Origin of the sequence: Flavobacterium sp. GSP27, from assembly GCF_003970395.1 — a bacterium.
Lineage (GTDB): Bacteria > Bacteroidota > Bacteroidia > Flavobacteriales > Flavobacteriaceae > Flavobacterium.
Genome location: NZ_RYDP01000005.1, coordinates 105,234 through 125,033 on the forward strand (window position 1 = coordinate 105,234; position 19,800 = coordinate 125,033).

At 35.4% G+C, this 19,800-nt stretch carries 12 protein-coding genes; 5 read left to right on the forward strand and 7 right to left on the reverse strand.

All coding sequences use genetic code 11. The features are described from left to right. Nucleotides 1-470: 470 nt before the first annotated feature. The 3 genes from thrC to thrA all read right to left on the reverse strand — a co-directional run bounded on the left by thrC (nt 471) and on the right by thrA (nt 5,366). Nucleotides 471-1,760: a threonine synthase gene (gene thrC / locus EKM05_RS06190; RefSeq protein ID WP_126554167.1), complete on the reverse strand. Its 1,290-nt coding sequence runs from the start codon at nt 1,758-1,760 to the stop codon at nt 471-473. A 124-nt stretch (nt 1,761-1,884) separates the two neighbouring features. Beyond that, nucleotides 1,885-2,811 carry a homoserine kinase gene (locus tag EKM05_RS06195; protein ID WP_126462470.1) on the reverse strand — a complete coding sequence of 309 codons (927 nt, stop codon included), beginning with the start codon at nt 2,809-2,811 and terminating at the stop codon, nt 1,885-1,887. Between the two features lie 107 nt (nt 2,812-2,918). Then, a complete protein-coding gene (thrA, locus tag EKM05_RS06200; RefSeq protein ID WP_126554169.1) occupies nt 2,919-5,366 on the reverse strand; it encodes a bifunctional aspartate kinase/homoserine dehydrogenase I in 2,448 nt (815 codons plus the stop codon). Nucleotides 5,367-6,284: 918 nt separating this feature from the next. Between thrA and hutH the strand changes: the two genes are divergently transcribed. The 3 genes from hutH to EKM05_RS06215 are packed head-to-tail and all read left to right on the forward strand — an operon-like array spanning nt 6,285 to nt 9,809. Next, a complete protein-coding gene (hutH, locus tag EKM05_RS06205) occupies nt 6,285-7,799 on the forward strand; it encodes a histidine ammonia-lyase (RefSeq protein ID WP_126554171.1) in 1,515 nt (504 codons plus the stop codon). Nucleotides 7,800-7,848: 49 nt separating this feature from the next. Continuing rightward, on the forward strand, nt 7,849-8,493 hold the full coding sequence (locus tag EKM05_RS06210; protein ID WP_126554173.1) for a DUF47 domain-containing protein: 645 nt from the start codon (nt 7,849-7,851) through the stop codon (nt 8,491-8,493). Between the two features lie 29 nt (nt 8,494-8,522). Next, complete coding sequence (locus EKM05_RS06215; RefSeq protein WP_126462458.1) at nt 8,523-9,809, forward strand: inorganic phosphate transporter; 1,287 nt, start codon at nt 8,523-8,525, stop codon at nt 9,807-9,809. A gap of 229 nt (nt 9,810-10,038) precedes the next feature. Here EKM05_RS06215 and EKM05_RS06220 read toward each other — a convergent pair whose 3' ends face one another. From EKM05_RS06220 to EKM05_RS06230, 3 genes are all read right to left on the reverse strand, one after another. Next, nucleotides 10,039-10,554, reverse strand: a complete 516-nt coding sequence (locus EKM05_RS06220; protein ID WP_126462455.1) for a DUF421 domain-containing protein — start codon at nt 10,552-10,554, stop codon at nt 10,039-10,041. A gap of 59 nt (nt 10,555-10,613) precedes the next feature. Then, nucleotides 10,614-11,984, reverse strand: coding sequence for a 30S ribosomal protein S6--L-glutamate ligase (gene rimK / locus EKM05_RS06225; RefSeq protein WP_126462452.1), 1,371 nt, complete (start codon nt 11,982-11,984; stop codon nt 10,614-10,616). A 138-nt stretch (nt 11,985-12,122) separates the two neighbouring features. Continuing rightward, nucleotides 12,123-14,669: an ATP-dependent Clp protease ATP-binding subunit gene (locus tag EKM05_RS06230; protein ID WP_126462449.1), complete on the reverse strand. Its 2,547-nt coding sequence runs from the start codon at nt 14,667-14,669 to the stop codon at nt 12,123-12,125. 256 nt (nt 14,670-14,925) lie between these two features. Between EKM05_RS06230 and gyrA the strand changes: the two genes are divergently transcribed. Both gyrA and EKM05_RS06240 read left to right on the forward strand, forming a co-directional pair. Next, nucleotides 14,926-17,547, forward strand: coding sequence for a DNA gyrase subunit A (gyrA, locus tag EKM05_RS06235; RefSeq protein ID WP_126462446.1), 2,622 nt, complete (start codon nt 14,926-14,928; stop codon nt 17,545-17,547). A gap of 121 nt (nt 17,548-17,668) precedes the next feature. Then, nucleotides 17,669-18,937: a tetratricopeptide repeat protein gene (locus tag EKM05_RS06240; protein WP_126462443.1), complete on the forward strand. Its 1,269-nt coding sequence runs from the start codon at nt 17,669-17,671 to the stop codon at nt 18,935-18,937. A 61-nt stretch (nt 18,938-18,998) separates the two neighbouring features. On the opposite strand, the gene EKM05_RS06245 is transcribed toward EKM05_RS06240, so the two are convergent. Next, the gene (locus EKM05_RS06245) at nt 18,999-19,760 is read right to left on the reverse strand and encodes a C40 family peptidase (protein WP_126456224.1); all 762 of its coding nucleotides are present in this window, start codon (nt 19,758-19,760) and stop codon (nt 18,999-19,001) included. Nucleotides 19,761-19,800: the final 40 nt, after the last annotated feature.

The window sequence follows — 19,800 nt, forward strand, 5'->3', positions numbered from 1 at the left end:
CAAAAGTAAGTATTAAATAAGTCATATTCAAGCTATATTTTTAGATCTTGAATTTTATTTTTCTGTGACAGAATTTATCGCTTTGTTTTCCTGTAAATTACTCATAATTATATATTTAAAATTGATGCGTTAAATTGGTAGAATTGTTTTTTTTGTGTTCTAAAACAAAAGTTTAGAACCATCTTAAGACCAGATTTATTTGGATATAAAAAATGACTAAAATTGAATTCTAAGTCGTTTTTTATTATTTCATACAGAATATAGTTAAAACTATGCACTTTGGTACATTTCACTTTCGCTTCTAAAAATTTCACCAAGAACATGCGAATTATTTATTCAGCTTTGATGTGTTTAATTTGCGAATCTGCGGTTTGATTTTTTTGTTCCCATTTTAACCTTGCAGACTTTAGTCTGGCAAACCAAATCTATGGATATTTAAGCCATAGTAGTTTAATTGTTTTGAGAAAATTTTATTCCAAAAATGCTTTCAATTCCTTATAGGTTTTAATTTTCACGCTTACTTTGTCCTTTCCTAAAACACTTTCAATTTGGGTAGGAATTGGGAGTTTTACGTTTAATGTTGGTTCAACCGTATCCAAAAATTTAATAGGGTGGGCGGTTTCTAAGAAAATACCAATAGCATTTGGGTAATTTTGTAATTCTTTTTTCAATCCTAAATAACCCACTGCTCCATGAGGTTCAGCAATATAGCCGGATATATTATAGATGGTATTCATGGCTTCTAAAGTCTCTTTATCAGAAAAAGTAAACGAAGAGAAATCTTTTTTGAATTGCTCTAAGTCATTGTGATACATTTCCTGAATTCGGATAAAATTACTTGGATTCCCCACATCCATCGCATTCGAAATAGTAGCTATAGAAGGTTTTGGGGAGTAAATTCCGTTTTCTAAAAACCGAGGAACCGTATCATTTACATTCGTAGCCGCTACAAAATGTTGAACAGGCAAGCCCATTTTCTTAGCAATGATCCCCGCACAGATATTCCCAAAATTCCCACTTGGGCAAGAGAAAACTAACGGTTTGTTTCGTTTTTTTAATGCTTTGTACGCAAAGAAAAAATAAAACATCTGTGACAACCAGCGCGCAATATTTATTGAATTCGCTGATGTTAAGTTTTTATGTTTTAGACTTTCGTCCAAGAACGCTTTCTTTACCATATCCTGACAATCATCAAAAACGCCGTCCACTTCAAGCGCTTTAATATTCTGTCCTAAAGTAGTCAATTGTCGCTCCTGGATGTCGCTCACTTTTCCTGATGGATAAAGGATAATCACTTCCACACCTTTTACATCAAGGAAACCACTGGCGACAGCACCTCCCGTATCACCGGAAGTGGCAACAAGAACCGTGTTTTTACTGTCGACGTTATCTTTATTGAAATACCCCAAACAACGCGACATGAATCGCGCGCCTACGTCCTTGAAAGCCATTGTTGGTCCATGAAATAATTCAAGGGAATAAATATCTTTTTCGACTTCGACCACGGGGAAGTCAAAACACAGGGTTTCGGCAATGATTTGTTTTAAAGTGTCTGTGGGAATTTCGTCACCTATAAATTGTTTAATCGCCTCAAAAGCAATTTCCTCATGGCTTAAGTTTTCGATGGTATCAAAAAAAGCAGGTGCTAATGGGGTAATTGTTTCCGGAAAATACAATCCTTTATCTGTGGCTAATCCTTGTACTACGGCTTCTCTGAAAGAAACTTTTGGTGCGTTATGGTTTAAACTGTAATATTTCATTGTGTATAGTATTTATAGAATCCCCACCCCAACCCTCCCCAAAGGGAAGGGAGACGAAACTGGATTTAGAATGTATTTATTGTAATTTTAAAATCGCTGTTTTTTTTTATTCCTCTTTAGGGGGTTAGGGGGCTATTATTTTAATTCCTTCATCATTCACTTTAGAAACGTGAATTTCATATGGTAAATACATTTCTTCGTAAATAACACTCATGGCTTTGGCAATTTTATCGGCAGTTTCCTTTCCTTTGCTTAAAGCAAAAATAGAAGGACCAGAACCTGATATTCCGGAACCTAAAGCTCCGTTTTCTAAAGCAGTTTGCTTGATTAAATCAAATCCCGGAATCAAAACGCTACGCAACGGTTCTACGATTTCATCATGCAATGATCGACCAATTAAGTCATAATCTTTGGTGTACAATCCAGCGATTAATCCGCCTACATTTCCCCATTGCATAATCGCACTTTTCAAGGAAACTGTTTGCTTCAACACCGATCGCGCATCCGAAGTCTTCAACTCAATTTGAGGATGAACCACGATGGCATACAATTCAGAGGGACTTTCTATTTTGATAATATCCAATGGATTGGAACTTCTTACTAGCGTGAATCCACCCAAAAGGGCAGGAGCAACGTTATCCGCATGAGCATTTCCACTGGCTAGTTTTTCGCCCTGCATGGCAAATAAAACCAACTCTTTGCGTGTAAATGGACGCCCTAATAATTCATTGATTCCAAAAACTGCTCCCGCTGAACTGGCGGCACTGCTGCCAATTCCACTACCGGCTTTGATGTGTTTGTAGATTTCGATTTCGAATCCAAATTCCGTTTCAACAGCTTCCAGCATAGCCAAAGCGGATACTCCAGCCACATTTTTTTCGGTTTCTAAAGGCAAGTCGGCACCCACAATTTTAGTGATGCGAATCCCTTTTATGTCTGATTTCCGAATAATCATTTCGTCACCAGCAGTTTCTAAACACAAACCAAGGACATCAAACCCGCAAGAAAGATTGGCGATTGTGGCAGGGCAAAATATTTTTATTTCATTCATAATAGTAGTCTTAAAGTCTAAAGTCATAAAGTGGTAAAGTCTTAGGAATGAACATAAAATCAAGTGGCTAACTTTCAGACTTTACGACATTTGACTTTACGACTAATTTATACGTTTCCTATTCTAATTACATCTGCAAATATTCCTGATGCGGTAACTGCAGCTCCGGCACCAGCACCTTTTATTAATAAAGGTTGGTCTACGTAACGATCTGTGAAGAATAATACGATGTTGTCCTTTCCTTCCAAATTGTAAAAGGGGTGGTCTTTAGGAATGAATCGCAACCCAACATTTGCTTTCCCGTTTTCGAATTGCGCTACGTATTTCAAACGAGATTCTTTGCTTAACGCTTCTTTATAAATAGTTTCAAAATGAGCGGCATGTGTCTGTAAAGATTCGAAAAATGCTTCATTTGAAGTCGTATTCAAACATTCTGCTGGCAGGAACGATTCGTTTGTGATTTCATCGATTTCCATTTTGTAACCGCTTTCTCGTATCAGAATCAATATCTTTCTGGCAACGTCAATTCCGCTCAAATCAATCTTCGGGTCAGGTTCTGTAAATCCTTGTACACCAGCTTCTTTAACAACGTCATGAAAAGTGTTATTTTCATCAAAATTATTAAAAATAAAGTTCAAACTTCCAGATAAAACGGCTTGGATTTTATTGACTTTATCGCCGGAGGCAACGAGATTTTTTACCGTATCAATGATTGGTAATCCAGCTCCCACATTGGTTTCAAATAGGAAAGGCGCATTGAACTGTCTGGATAATTTTTTTAGTTTTTTATAATTGTCGTATTCGGAGGCGCAGGCAATTTTGTTGCAGGTTACTACGGCAATATTTCTTTTTAAATACTGTTCGTAGGTTTTAGACACACTTTCATTTGCCGTGATATCCACAAAAATACTATTGCGTAAATTGAGCTCTTTTACATTTGCAATAAACTGTTCTTTATCCGCAGGTTCTCCAGTTTCTAAAGCAAATTTCCATTCTTTTAAGGAGATTCCGTCTTCATCAAAATGCATTTTTCGGGAATTTGACAACGCAATGACGCGCAGGTTTATCTTGAGCTTCTCTTTTAGGAATTTCTTTTGTTGGTGAATTTGTTCGATGAATTTCTCCCCCACATTTCCAACGCCCATTACAAATAGGTTTAACTGTTTGGTATTTTCTTCAAAAAAGTTTTCGTGCAATGAATTCAATGCTTTTTTCACATCTCTTTCGTTGATTACTGCCGAAATATTTCTTTCGGAAGCACCTTGAGCAATCGCTCGGATGTTGACGTTGTTTTTACCCAAAGTACTGAACATTCGACCGCTCAATCCTTGGTGGTTTTTCATATTTTCGCCTACCAAAGCAATGATGCAAAGGTTATTTTCAACAATGCATGGATCTATTTTATTTTGTAAAATTTCCACTTCAAAAGCTTTGTTGATGGCCTCTTGCGCCACATAGGCATCCGAATTTAGAATTCCAATACAAATCGAGTGCTCTGAGGAGGCTTGAGTGATGAAAATTACGTTGATATTTTTATTGGATAATACTTCAAAAAGTCTTTTGGATGAACCGGAAACACCAATCATTCCTGAGCCTTCAAGCGTAATTAAGGTAATAGCATCAATATGTGTGATTCCTTTTACAGGATTGGATTGCGCAAAAACCTGATTTGAAATATAGGTTCCTTCAGCCTTAGGTTCAAAAGTGTTTTTGATCAGAATTGGGATATTCTTTCTTAATACCGGTTGAATTGTTGGCGGATATAAGACTTTGGCACCAAAATGTGACAACTCCATGGCTTCTTGGTAAGAAATGTAAGCTATAGGTTGTGCTTGTTTTACAATTTTTGGATTTGCAGTATACATTCCGTTGACGTCAGTCCAAATCTCCAAGTCAGTTGCATCAAGAGCGCCTGCAAGAATAGCGCCTGTATAATCAGATCCACCGCGCCCTAAAGTAGTATTGATTCCGTCTAAAGAGGCAGCAATAAATCCGGGCATAACCACTACCTGACTCTCATTCGAAGTAAAAAAAGCAACAATTAATTCATTGGAAGCATCAAAATTAACAATTGCTTTTCCAAAATGGTTATTGGTTTTTATTAATTCTCGGCTGTCTTTATAACAGCTGTTTTTTAGGTCTTGTTTTAATGCTTCAGCAATGATATACGAGGACAGTAATTCACCAAAACTCAAAATAGTATCTGAAGTTCTGGGAGATAATTCGCCTAAAAGGTAACATCCATCCAATAAGGTTTCCAGGTGATTGATGATTCTTTTGATATGGCTCAAAAGACTGCTTTGTTCGCTTACTGGTATAAGTTCTTTTAAGGTATCTAAGTGTTTTTTTTCTATATCGGCAAGGATAACTTTGAAATTTTCGTCTCCAGCGGCCGCTTTTTGGGAGGCAATTTGAAGCAAATCAGTAACTTTACTGAAAGCAGAAACCACAACGATTAATTTTTCTTCTTTTGCTTTATCGCTAACGATAGCTAAAACCAGTTTTATATTTTGTGCATTGGCAACCGAAGTTCCGCCAAATTTTAATACTTTCATAGCAAGTTATTTGTTTTTAATGTAATGGGGAGTCGCCATTTTCAGGATTAATTGCCTGCAGGAGATCTAATGGTGTGTGTTGTTTTTTTTGAAAAATGTAATGTTTGTTATACACTCAAGGTCTTTCTTTCTTGTGAAAAAAATATGATAAATAGGATTATATGTTGAAAATTTACCCCAAGGGGGTAGTTGTAGTTGTTGTAGTAAACGTAACAGCAGTGCTAACCCAGATTTGAGTTGTTATCGAAGCGTGATATGTAGCTTTGTTGTTTTCCATTTTGATCTTTCAAAAGTACAGTTTTTTATAAAAAACAAAGCGTTTGACAGTGTTTTTGCGAATATTTTAAAATAGGAGAAGCTATTTGCGGATTATGAAATATTGTGTTATATATCAAGTCTCAGATAAAACTATTCGTATAAATCTCTAAATTTTATAAAAATTGTGTGCAGCTGAAGTTCTATTTTTTGTAGTGCTTAAAGAATTTAATTCTCCTTAATTTGCATTCCAAGCAGGTTAATGGGTTTGTGTTTTTATGAATTAGTGCTTTAATGTTCTAAGGAAAAGGAAAGGAACAATCAAAATTTGATCTGTTAAAGTCATATAGTTATCGTTATCTGAAAGCTATTATTTGGTTTTTGTTTAACTATAAAATACCCGTTGGGTGTAATTATTCAAAACGTCAGTTCGAGTGTTTTTTTGTGTAGTAAAAACGGAACAAAAAATGTATCGAGAACCGTTTTTAATACTAATTTTCTAGTTCTCGATATAATCCCGCCCAAAAGCGGGATCACTCGAACTGACGAAAATTATCATCAAAAATTAATTGAACCCAACGGGTTATGAAATGTAAATTATTAGCAATAAATGTTGTGTATTTATAAAGATTTATTCAATTTTACCTTTTAAACACTATCAAAATGGATAATACGCATTACATTAGTACTGAGTTACTTAGCCTGGAAACGCTAGAGGAAATTGTCTCACATCATAAATCATTGGCTTTGTCCGATGAAGCAAAAATAAATATTCAAAAATGTCGCGATTATCTAGATAAAAAAATGGCTTCACATTCGGATCCCATTTACGGTATAAATACAGGTTTTGGGTCGCTTTGTAATGTTAAGATTTCGAATGAAAATTTATCAAAACTTCAGGAAAATTTAGTCAAATCGCATTCCTGCGGAACGGGAGAGGAAGTACCAACTCAGATTGTGAAACTAATGTTGTTGCTAAAAATTCAATCGTTGAGTTATGGTCATTCCGGCATTCAATTGCAAACAGTGGAACGATTGATTGCCTTTTATAACAATGATATTCTTCCGGTAATTTATACCCAAGGATCGCTTGGCGCTTCGGGAGATTTGGCTCCTTTGGCGCATTTATCATTGCCTTTATTAGGTGAAGGTGATGTGTATTTTGAAGGTAAGAAAGTGCATTCCAGCGAAGTTCTAAAACATTTTGGCTGGGAGCCAATAGTACTGCAGTCTAAGGAAGGATTGGCCTTATTGAACGGAACACAATTTATGAGTGCTTATGGAGTACATATCTTAATGAAAGTCAGCAAATTTTCTTATTTAGCAGATTTAATAGGTACTATTTCACTTGAAGGATTTGATGGAAGAATAGAACCTTTTAATGAATTGATCCATTTTATAAGGCCTCACAAAGGGCAAATTGTAACTGCTAACCGCATAAAAGGATTTTTGGAAGGGAGCGAAATTATCGAACAGGAAAAAAATCATGTCCAAGATCCATATTCGTTCCGATGTATGCCACAAGTGCATGGGGCTTCAAAAGATGCAATTGATTATGTAAAAAAAGTGTTCAAGACTGAAATCAATTCCGTTACTGATAATCCTAATATTTTTATTGAAAGTGACCAAATCATTTCCGGAGGTAATTTTCACGGACAACCTTTGGCTTTAGCCTTAGATTTTATGGCAATCGCTTTGGCTGAGTTGGGAAGTATTTCTGAACGAAGAACGTATCAATTGATCTCCGGAACTAGAAATCTTCCGGCATTTTTAGTAGATAATCCCGGTTTGAATTCTGGTTTGATGATTCCTCAGTATACAGCTGCCAGTATTGCCAGCCAAAATAAACAACTAGCAACTCCCGCCAGTGTAGATAGTATTGTTTCCAGCAACGGGCAGGAAGATCATGTGAGTATGGGGGCAAATGCTGCTACTAAAGCATTGCGGGTTTTGGATAATCTGGAACGCATTTTAGCAATAGAATTGATGAATGCTTCGCAAGCCATTGAATACAGACGGCCAATGCTGTCAAGTGATTTTATTGAAATGTTTTTACAGGCCTATCGTGAAGAAGTTCCTTTGATTAAAGAAGATCGAATTTTGCATTATGATATTGAAAAGACGGTTTCTTTTTTGAACAGTTTTCAAATAGAAAATGATTTGTTAACAATGGCTTAACATTAACAATTAATAATGAATTAATTTTGCCGGACTAAATTTTAATGAAATGAACATAAATAATTTTTTCCAATTTTTGGTTCCTAAAGACAAAAAGTTTTTTCCGCTTTTTGAACAAGCATCAAGTAATTTAATTGAAATTGCTACAAATTTGCACGAAGCTGTAAACCTTCCTTTAAAAGAGCGCGAGGATCTTTTTCGAAAAATTGATGCATTAGAACAAAAAGGAGAGGATATAACACGTCAAACAAGTTTAGAGTTGAGTAGAAATTTTATTACTCCATTTGACAGAGAGGACATACACTCTCTAATCACTTCAATTGATAATGTAGCGGATAATCTTCATGGTGCAGCGAGCAGGATGAAATTGTATCAAGTTGATAAAATCACGAAATCCATTAGAAAATTGACTGAAATCAATCTTGAAGCATGTCAAAATATTGATGTAGCGGTAAGAGAATTGAGAGATTTAAAAAATATAAAGAACATCACGGATGCCTGCGTCAGAATTAACAAATTAGAAAATAAATCAGATAATGTTTATGATAAAGCAGTTCTTGATTTATTCGAAAATGAAACGGATGCAAAAAACATTATCAAGTACAAAGAAGTATTGTCAGTTTTAGAGACGGCTACTGATAAATGTAAAAGTGTAGCGAGTGTTTTAGAATCCATTTCTGTAAAACATTCTTAATTCATTCGTTTTATTCTGAAATTATAATTATGGAATTTACTCTACTTATAGTTATTATAGTCCTGGCTTTAATTTTTGATTACATTAATGGTTTTCATGATGCTGCCAATGCTATAGCAACCGTTGTTGCCACAAAAGTATTAACTCCTTTTCAAGCAGTTGTTTGGGCCGCTTTTTTTAACTTTTTGGCGTATTGGGTTTTTGGTTTTGGTGTTGCAGATACTGTGGCAAAAACAGCCAATACGATGGATATTAATTTAGTCGTTATTTTAGCGGGTGTAATCGCCGCTATCATTTGGAATTTATTCACTTGGTGGCAAGGAATTCCTTCTAGTTCTTCACATACCTTAATTGGTGGTTTTGCCGGAGCAGCTATCGCTCATGCCGGATTTGGAGTAGTTTCTTGGTACAATGTTGGAAAAGATGGAGGAATGCCTTCGGGTGTTTTGATCATCATTGCATTTATTATATTGGCACCTTTGTTAGGCGCTTTAATGTCTTATTTAATATCAATTTGGTTGCTAAATGCCTCTAAAAAAAGTATTTATCCTAAAATATTTACAGCTTCTTTAATGATTTTGACCATCTGGTTTGTAGAAAGTCAAATGATCTATTACGACCAGATTAAAGACCCTCGTTTTCCATCGTCTACTTTTTGGAGTGTTGCGTTTGAATCCCATAATATCAAATGGTTTTTAGTGGCATTCATCGTTCTGTCCATAAGCGCCTTCTGTTTGATATTTAGTAGTTTAAATTTAAATCAAGCTACGGCCTGGTTAAAAAAAATGCAATTACTGTCTTCAGCAGCCTTTAGTTTAGGGCATGGAGGGAATGACTCCCAAAAAGTAATGGGTATTATTGCAGCAGCGGTTGCGGTTTATATTCACACCAGTGGTGTTGCTCAGGAATCGCTTCCAGCTTGGTTAGATGTGGTGCTTCCTAATGACGAAGGAGCCTTTAAAATGCCAACTTGGATTCCACTTGCCTGTTATTCTGCTATTGCAGCAGGGACTTTAAGCGGCGGTTGGAAGATCGTGAAAACAATGGGTTCTAAAATAACAAAAGTGACCTCTTTTGAAGGTGTTGCCGCAGAAACTGCCGGGGCACTGACCTTATATTTTACAGAGCATTTTAAAGTGCCCGTAAGTACAACGCATACTATTACTGGATCTATAATTGGAGTTGGACTTACTAAAAGAGTTTCAGCCGTGCGATGGGGAATGACCGTAAGTTTATTATGGGCTTGGGTTTTAACCATTCCAATTTCAGCAATATTAGCAGCAATCATTTACTATATTTTTAGTATTTTTATTTAATACTAAAAGAAAAATCATAATAAAAAACCATTCTTACTGAGAATGGTTTTTTTATGCTCCAAAAATATATTTGTTTAAAACAGAAGATCTTGTCTTTCTTTCGTTAAATATGTTTTTTATTAAAAGGCGTTAAGGTCAAATTTTGTGATTTTATAGGTGTGTTTAATTTTTTAACAGCACTTTATTTCAAGAAAATAAATTTCGTGAATATATATTGAGTTTTTTATGTCTAATTTATTCCACTCAAATTTTTATGAATGCGTCTTCGTTTGTAATGGGTCTGTTTTAAATTAGCATCTCCGGATATAATGCTAATATTTCCGTCTATTTCTAGGATTGCTAATTTTACATCTTTAAAATATTCGACTCCATGTTCATGCATGGCTTCTTTTAATTCATCAGAAGTGATATTTAATTTGCTAAGAGTCTTAAAATCCAAATTGCCGTTGTGTATAAGGATTTCTGGTTTTTCTTGCATGAAATCACTGAATCTTGGGTACTTAAACATCAATTTTTTTAAAATAAAATTGATGGTAAACAATACAGTTGCCGCAGCTAAACCTCCCGATAAACTGGTGTCGTTTCCTACCATTGCATTTTGAACAGAGTTACTGATTAGCAGAATTAATATTACATCAGCAGTGTTTAGTTGAGACAATTCTTTCTTGCCAAAAAGTCTCAAGGCAATAACCATAAAAAAATAAACGAAAATACTTCGAAGAATTATATCAAGATATTCGTTCATTTTTTTAGTTTTAAAGTAATTTTAAAAGTTTTCAATAGACTGTAAACGGCTACTGACTGCTATTTTATTTTAAAATTTTTCTCGATTGCTTTGATCATTTCGCCGGCAATATCTTTATTGGTAGCTCCTTCAATTCCTTCTAGTCCTGGCGATGAATTTACTTCTAATAACAACGGGCCTTTAGCGGAACGAATAATGTCTACACCTGCCACTTTGAGGTCCATTGCTTTGGTTGCTTTGATGGCAATACGTTTTTCTTCAGCGGTTACTTTTATAATAGATGCTGTTCCTCCAAGATGAATGTTAGCCCTGAATTCGCCCGGCATTGCTTCACGCTGAATAGCAGCCACTACTTTTCCATCAATTACAAAACAACGAATGTCTTTTCCATTGGCTTCTTTGATGAATTCTTGAACTAATATATTGGCATTTAAGCTTTTGAAAGCATTTATGACACTTTCTGCGGCTTTTTTTGTTTCTGCCAACACGACTCCTTTTCCTTGTGTTCCTTCTAGTAATTTCACGATTAGTGGAGAACCGCCCACCATTTTTATCAAATCATCCGTATCCAAAGGGGAATTAGCAAAACCAGTGGTAGGAATTTCAACACCATGATTCAATAGTAATTGCAAAGAGTATAATTTATCACGTGATTGCGTAATAGCATTCGATGAATTTAAGCAATATACTTTTAATGCTTCAAATTGTCTGGTCAAAGCGCAACCGTAAAATGTAATGCTAGGTCTAATTCTGGGTATAATGGCATCAAATTGATTTAGTATCTTACCGCCACGATAATGAATTTCTGGCGTTTTTGCATCCAGTTTCATATAACATTCCTTAATGTTCAGAAAGTGCATTTCGTGACCACGCATTTCGCCAGCCTCCATTATACGCTTGTTGCTGTACAATTCAGGATTACTGGCCAAAAGTCCGATGCGTAATCCGGAACTTGCTTTCTCGGAATTTTTATACAATTCTTTTAGACTGTCGGGTGTGGGTTGTCCTAAAAGATATTTTTGCTCCGGATCAACCAATACTCTTCCGCTCATGGCTTCACGGCCTAAAAGCATTCTGAAACCCATGGAATCTCGATTGGTCAATGTCATCTCAATAGGCCATTTTGAACTTCCTATTTGTAGATTTGTTTGAATTACATAACGTTGTTCTCTAAAGCCACTTGAACTTTTAACGATGCGTTTATCAATTAAAGGCGCTTCACAATGAATTATTGTTTTTAAATTATTTTGGATTGGGTTAATGTCAAATTTCACCCAATTGCTTTCGTCTTTAATAAATGGAGCAATATTTATAGCGTGTAGCGCAGATGTTTTAGCACCGGAATCAACACGTGCTTTAATGGTTGGAATCCCTATTTCAGGGAATGAGCACCATTCTTCACTACCTAGGATAACTTTGTTTTCAGACATAAAGTAATTTTAATGGATCAATGTTATAAAAACCAAATGTAAATATTTGTTTTCAAAAAAAGTGTATTTTATCATAAAGAAAAAACCCGTTACGTTATAAAAACGTAACGGGTTATGGTTAAGATTCAAAGGAATTATTTAAGGATTTGTGGCTTCGCCGGCTTTATGAACCTGAACCGTTAATTCTTGTGCCCCTTCTTCGATATCCATGAAGATTTCATCTCCGGTTGTTATTTTCGAAGTGATAATTTCTTCTGCAAGGGTATCTTCAACATATTTCTGAATGGCTCTTTTTAGTGGTCTTGCGCCAAATTGCCTGTCGAAACCTTTCTCAGCTATAAATGCTTTTGCTTTGTCAGAAAGACTCAATTGATACCCTAATTCGGCAACACGGGCGAATAATTTTTTTAATTCGATTTCGATAATTAAATCAATATCATGTTTTTCTAAAGCATTGAATACAATTACATCATCAATTCTATTAAGGAATTCAGGAGCAAAAGTTTTCTTTAAGGCGTTTTCAATAATACTTTTTGAATTATCATCAGCCTGCGCTACTTTGGCAGCAGTTCCAAAGCCGACTCCTTGTCCAAAATCTTTTAATTGTCTGGCACCAACATTCGAAGTCATGATTATTATGGTATTTTTGAAATCAATTTTTCGACCTAAACTATCCGTTAAATATCCGTCATCCAGCACTTGTAATAACATATTGAAAACATCAGGATGCGCTTTTTCGATCTCATCCAATAAGACCACACAATAGGGTTTTCTTCGCACTTTTTCAGTCAGTTGACCGCCTTCTTCATACCCTACATATCCCGGAGGTGCACCAACTAAACGAGAGATAGCAAATTTCTCCATGTATTCACTCATGTCAATGCGTACCAAAGCATCTTCAGAGTCGAATAACTCTTTAGCCAATACTTTAGCAAGTTGTGTTTTACCAACACCGGTTTGTCCTAGAAAGATAAAGGATCCAATAGGTCGATTTGGGTCTTTTAACCCGGCGCGATTTCGTTGTATCGAACGTGCAATCTTCATGACGGCCTCTCTTTGTCCAATAACTTTTCCTTCAATAAGTTCTGGTAATTTAGCCAATTTATTGCTTTCGGTTTGTGCTATTCGGTTCACAGGTATTCCGGTCATCATCGATACAACATCGGCTACATTGTCTTCCGTAACTTCTATTCTGTTGTTTTTTGAATCTTCTTCCCATTGTTCTTGTGCAATAGCTAAATCTTTTTCAATACGTTTTTCGTCATCACGAAGTTTAGCGGCCTCTTCATATTTTTGTTTTTTTACCACAACATTCTTCAGTTCTCGAACATCTTCTAATTGACGCTCTAAATCTAAAATCTGTTTGGGAACTTCAATATTGGTAATATGAACTCTGGAGCCTGCTTCATCTAAAGCATCGATGGCTTTGTCCGGTAAGAAGCGCTCAGACATGTACCTGTCAGTTAATTTTACACAAGCCTCAATAGCTTCTTGTGTATAAGTAACATTATGGTGGTCTTCATATTTATTTTTGATGTTATTCAAAATTGTAATCGTTTCAGTGACGGATGTAGGTTCTACAATTATCTTTTGAAAACGTCTCTCTAATGCACCATCTTTTTCTATGTATTGTCTGTATTCGTCTAATGTTGTAGCGCCAATACATTGAATCTCACCGCGCGCTAATGCCGGTTTAAACATATTGGATGCATCCAGAGATCCAGTTGCACCACCAGCACCTACAATGGTGTGAATTTCATCTATAAAAAGAATGATATCATCATTTTTTTCCAATTCATTCATCACTGCTTTCATACGCTCTTCAAACTGCCCACGGTATTTTGTTCCGGCAACAAGACTGGCTAAATCCAAGGTAACAACACGTTTGTTGAATAAAGTACGTGATACTTTTTTCTGAATAATTCGCAACGCTAGACCTTCGGCAATGGCTGATTTTCCCACACCTGGTTCTCCTATTAGTAATGGATTGTTCTTTTTTCTACGACTCAAAATTTGCGAAACGCGTTCGATTTCTTTTTCACGCCCTACAACAGGATCCAGTTTTCCTTCTTCGGCCATTTCTGTTAAATCCCTTCCAAAATTATCTAAAACAGGGGTTTTCGATTTTTTATTGGATTTGTTGGCTGGATTGTTAAAGGTGCCTTCTTTTAGACTGTCATCTTGTCCTGAATCGTCATTATACGATTCGTTTCTTGGCAATTTCTCTATAAATTCTTCTTCGTTTGGAGTCATGTTTAGATATTGTTCTTTAGCTATATCATAATCAATTTTCAGTTTATTCAATAGCTTGGTTGTTGGATCATTTTCATTTCTTAATATGCATAACAATAAATGTGCGGTGCTGATAGAGGAACTCTGAAAAACCTTAGCTTCTAGAAAAGTGGTTTTCAAAGCCCGTTCTGCCTGGCGTGTCAGGTGCAGGTTTTTCTTCTCAACATTTACTTCTACACTAGGACTTGCGGGGCTTAAGATCTCTACTTTTCTGCGTAAATGGTCTAAATCGACGTCAAGGTTATTCAATATTTGAATTGCTTTTCCGTTACCGTCTCTTAGAATTCCCAGCATTAAGTGTTCTGTTCCTATAAAGTCATGTCCTAGTCGCAAAGCTTCTTCTTTGCTGTAAGTAATAACGTCTTTTACTCTTGGTGAAAAATTATCATCCATAATATATATTTGATATCGTAAATTTAGTGAATTAGTGATAGAAAAACAAAAACCATTCCTATATGAAGTCGTGTCAGCTAAGTGACAAAAATTATCAAGATATTAAAGTTAAATTTACCTTAAATTATCAACTAAAAGCGAAGTTTTATTTGTTAATAAATCATTGAAATTAGTGTTTTAAAATAGGTTTAAAAATTTCAAAAAGATGTATATTGGCACGTTTTGAAACTAATATAATTTTTTAATATAACAACTTATGTCTGAAGGAGAAAAGTTAATTCCTATTAACATTGAAGATGAAATGAAAACGGCCTACATCGATTACTCGATGTCGGTAATTGTATCAAGAGCACTTCCAGATGTTAGAGATGGCTTGAAACCAGTACATCGAAGAGTCCTATTTGGAATGCATGATTTGGGTGTAAATTCTAGATCTGCCCACAAAAAGTCCGCAAGAATTGTTGGGGAAGTTCTTGGTAAGTATCACCCACACGGTGATACCTCAGTTTATGATGCAATGGTTCGTATGGCACAAGAATGGAGTATGCGTTACTTATTGATTGATGGCCAGGGTAATTTTGGGTCAGTAGATGGCGATAGTCCTGCAGCAATGCGTTATACAGAGGCTAGAATGCGTAAAATTTCAGAAGAAATCTTGGCGGATATAGATAAAGAAACTGTTGATTTTAAATTAAATTTTGACGATACGCTGGAGGAGCCAACAGTTATGCCAACACGTGTTCCTACCTTATTAATAAATGGGGCAACAGGAATTGCAGTGGGTATGGCCACTAATATGCCTCCTCATAACTTGACTGAGGTGATAAACGGGACATTGGCTTTCATGGACAATAGCGATATTGAGATTGATGAGTTGATGACGCATATCAAAGCCCCAGATTTTCCTACAGGAGGTGTTATATATGGATATGAAGGCGTTCGTGAAGCATTCAAAACAGGTAGAGGACGTATTGTAATGCGTGCCAAAGTAGGTTTTGAAGAAGTGGACGGAAGAGAATGTATTATCGTTACCGAAATTCCTTATCAAGTTAACAAGGCCGATATGATTAAGCGTACGGCTGATTTGGTTAACGATAAAAAAATTGATGGAATTGCGAATATCCGAGATGAATCGGATAGAAACGGGATGCGTATCGTTTATATCTTGAAACGAGATGCTACGCCAAACGTAGTTTTGAATACACTTTATAAGTTTACACAATTACAGTCTTCTTTCAGTGTAAACAATATTGCCATTGTAAAAGGGCGTCCGCAAATGTTGAATCTGAAAGATCTGATTCATTATTTTATAGAGCACCGTCATGATGTAGTGACTCGCAGAACGCAATTTGAATTGAAAAAAGCAGAAGCAAGAGCCCATATTTTAGAAGGTTTGATTATCGCTTCGGATAATATTGACGAAGTAATTGCTTTAATTAAAGCTTCAAAAAGCACCGAAGAAGCAAGAGAAAAACTAATCGAAAGATTCAATTTATCCGATATTCAATCTCGAGCCATTGTTGAAATGCGTTTGCGTCAATTAACAGGTCTTGAACAAGATAAGTTAAGAACAGAATACGATGAAATCATGAAGTTAATCGAGCATCTAAAAGCTTTATTAGCAGATGTAAACTTAAGAATAGCCTTGATTAAAGAAGAACTAACTGAAATTCGTGATAAATATGGAGATGAACGCCGTTCTGTAATTGAATATTCAGGAGGAGATGTAAGTATTGAAGATTTAATTGCCGATGAAAATGTAGTTATCACGATTTCACATGCAGGATATATTAAACGTACAAATCTTACGGAATACAAAACTCAAAACAGAGGCGGAGTTGGACAGAAAAGTGCAGGAACACGGGATCAGGATTTCTTAGAGCACATGTTTGTGGCTACGAATCACCAATATATGATGTTCTTTACCCAAAAAGGGAAATGTTTCTGGATGCGTGTTTACGAAATACCAGAAGGAAGTAAAACGGCCAAAGGAAGAGCAATCCAAAACTTGGTAAATATAGAAAGCGACGATAAAGTAAAAGCATTTATTTGTACTCAGGATTTAAAAGATCAAGATTACATCAAAAGTCACAACCTTATTATGGTGACTAAAAAAGGGCAGGTTAAGAAAACATCTTTAGAGAAATATTCTAAACCCAGAGTGAATGGAGTTGCTGCAATTACTATTAAAGAAGGGGATGAGTTATTAGAAGCAAAATTAACGAACGGGCAAAGCCAAATTATTTTAGCTGTGAAATCTGGTAAATTAGTTCGTTTTGAAGAAACTAAAACCCGTCCAATGGGAAGAACAGCTTCAGGAGTTCGCGGAATTACACTTAAGGATGATACGGATGAAGTAATTGGCATGGTCACTGTAAACGATATGAGCAGCGAAATATTAGTAGTTGCTGAAAACGGTTATGGAAAACGGTCTAGCCTTGACGAATACAGAATTACAAATCGTGGGGGTAAAGGAGTAAAAACCTTGAATATTACGGAGAAAACTGGGAAGCTGATTTCTATTAATGCCGTTACTGATGCGGATGATTTAATGATTATTAATAAATCTGGATTGACTATCAGAATGGCTGTAGAGGATTTGAGAGTAATGGGACGTGCTACGCAAGGTGTAAAACTGATCAATATAAAAGGAAACGATTCCATAGCTGCAGTCACTAAAGTAATGAAAGACGATGTGGCGGAAGTAGTTGTTGATGAAGACGGAAATATTATTGAGTCGGAAGCTATCGAAAGAGTAAAACCTGTTCTTGAAGTTCTTGAAGAGGATGGTGTAGCTGAAGAGGAGGATGAAGAGGACGATTCTGAAAGTGAAGACGAAGACACTGAAGACGAAGACGATTCAGATGACGAAGCTTAGTATGAATACTAATAACTGGTTTCAAAACTTCCAATCCAATTGGATTGGAAATTTTGAAATTAAATAAGTGTAGATTAAAAAAGAACTATTAAACAAGAACTATTAAACAAAATCGAATACCATGAAAAGTAAATATGTAGTACTAGCATCAGCGTTAGTGATTTCAGTAGCCACTTTTGCTCAAAAAGATCAAATTAAAGCCGCTGAAAAAGCATTAAAAGGGGGTAAATCTCAAGAAGCAGTAACCATTTTGATGGAAGCCGAATCTCTCATCGCTAATGCTAAAGAGGCGGAGAAAGCACAATTTTTCTTTGTAAAAGGAAAAGCTTTATTGGATTTAGCCAATAAAAAAGTGGATGCAGATGCTAATCTTTCGCTTGCGGCAAAAGCATATCAAGATTTAATTGATGCTGAAAAAGTTTCCGGTAAATTGAAATTTTCTACAGAAGCTGCAGCTTCAATTACAGAAATTAAATATAAATTGATTAATGCTGCCATAGCGGATTCAAAAATCAATAAGCATTCAAATAGTGCAAAAAAACTGTATGATGCATATTTATTAGATAAAAAAGACACTATCAATTTGTATTATGCGGCCTCTACTTATGTGAATGCAGCAGAATATGACACAGCACTTAAGTTGTATGATGATTTGAAAAACTTAAATTATTCTGGAAAAGGAACCAGTTTTTTTGCGGTGAATAAAATCACTAATGAAGAAGATCTTTTTACAACGGCTCCGGAAAGAGACAGAGTAGTGAAAATAGGGACTCACGAAAAACCAAGAACAGAGGCTATTCCTTCTAAAAGAGGAGAGATCTATAAAAACATAGCTTTAATTTTAGTGCAAAACGGAAAAATTGAAGAGGCTAAAAAAGCAATATCGGATGCAAGACAAGCAAATCCGGAAGATACTTCATTGGTTTTGACAGAAGCAAATCTTTATTTAGAAACAAAAGATTTTGAAATGTATAAAAAGCTGATCGCTCAAGTATTAGAGAAAAATCCTAATGATGCTGATTTAGTTTTTAATTTAGGAGTTCTTAGTGCTAATGCAAAAAATCAGGTAGACGCTGAAAAGTACTATTTAAAAGTTATTGAAATTAATCCTAAATACATTAATGCTTACATCAATTTAGCGGCCATGAAGTTAGAGGATGAAAAGGTAATTATCGATGAAATGAATAAATTAGGAACTTCTACTAAGGATATGAAGCGCTATGATGAATTGAAAAAGAAAAGAGAAAATTTATTCAAAGCTACAATTCCTTTTCTTGCAAAAGCAGTTGAACTAGATCCTAAAAATGAGGATGTTTCAAAAACACTTTTAGGCGTATATAGCGCTTTAGAAATGACAGCTGAATACAAGGCATTGAAGGCAAAGAATTAGTGTTAGATTTTTAAATTTAAAAATAACCTCTCTCGAATTACTGTTTTGAGAGAGGTTTTTTTTATATGATTTTTTTAATGACTCTTAATTTGTGTGTATGCTTATTGGTTTCGGCATTAAATATTCCTAAATGATCAAGCCTGTCAATTCGTACTTTTCCACTGGCATGAATGATGTAATTATCATCCATAATTATTCCTACATGGATTATGTTACCTTCTTCGTTATCAAAAAAAGCGAGATCTCCTGGTTCACTTTCTTCTATAAAACTTAAAGCTTCCCCTTGTTTTGATTGTTGAGAGGCATCACGAAGCAATTTATATCCGTTCAGTTTATACACCATTTGAGTAAATCCTGAACAATCAATTCCAAAAGGAGTTTTCCCTCCCCAAAGATAAGGAGCGTTTAAATACATAAAGGCAGTTTTTATCAAATGCTCTTTTGTTTTTTTGCCACTTGTTTTTGTTCCATCAAACTCAAAATTCGAAATGTTTATCTCACTGTTATTTATAAATGAAACCGAGGATCCGAGCGGAATAGGAATTAATTGATTATCTGGAGTAGTGATATATTCAATTAAATCGGAATTCAATATGATCGTTTCTGCGGATAATTGATTAAAATTTGATTCTGAAATCAACTGTAATTGTTTAGAATCGATCCAGCCTTCATACTCGTCGTACTGTACTTTGATGCGAGACCATTGTTTCATTTGCTCTAAAATTTCAAAATGTTCTCCAAATAAAATTTGAGAAACAATTTCGCTTTTATCACTGGGTTCAAACCGAAGTGGTATCATTGCTAGATTACAAATTCCGAACATTTAGGGTAATTTATGAGTTTAGAATTAGGAGTTATATGTT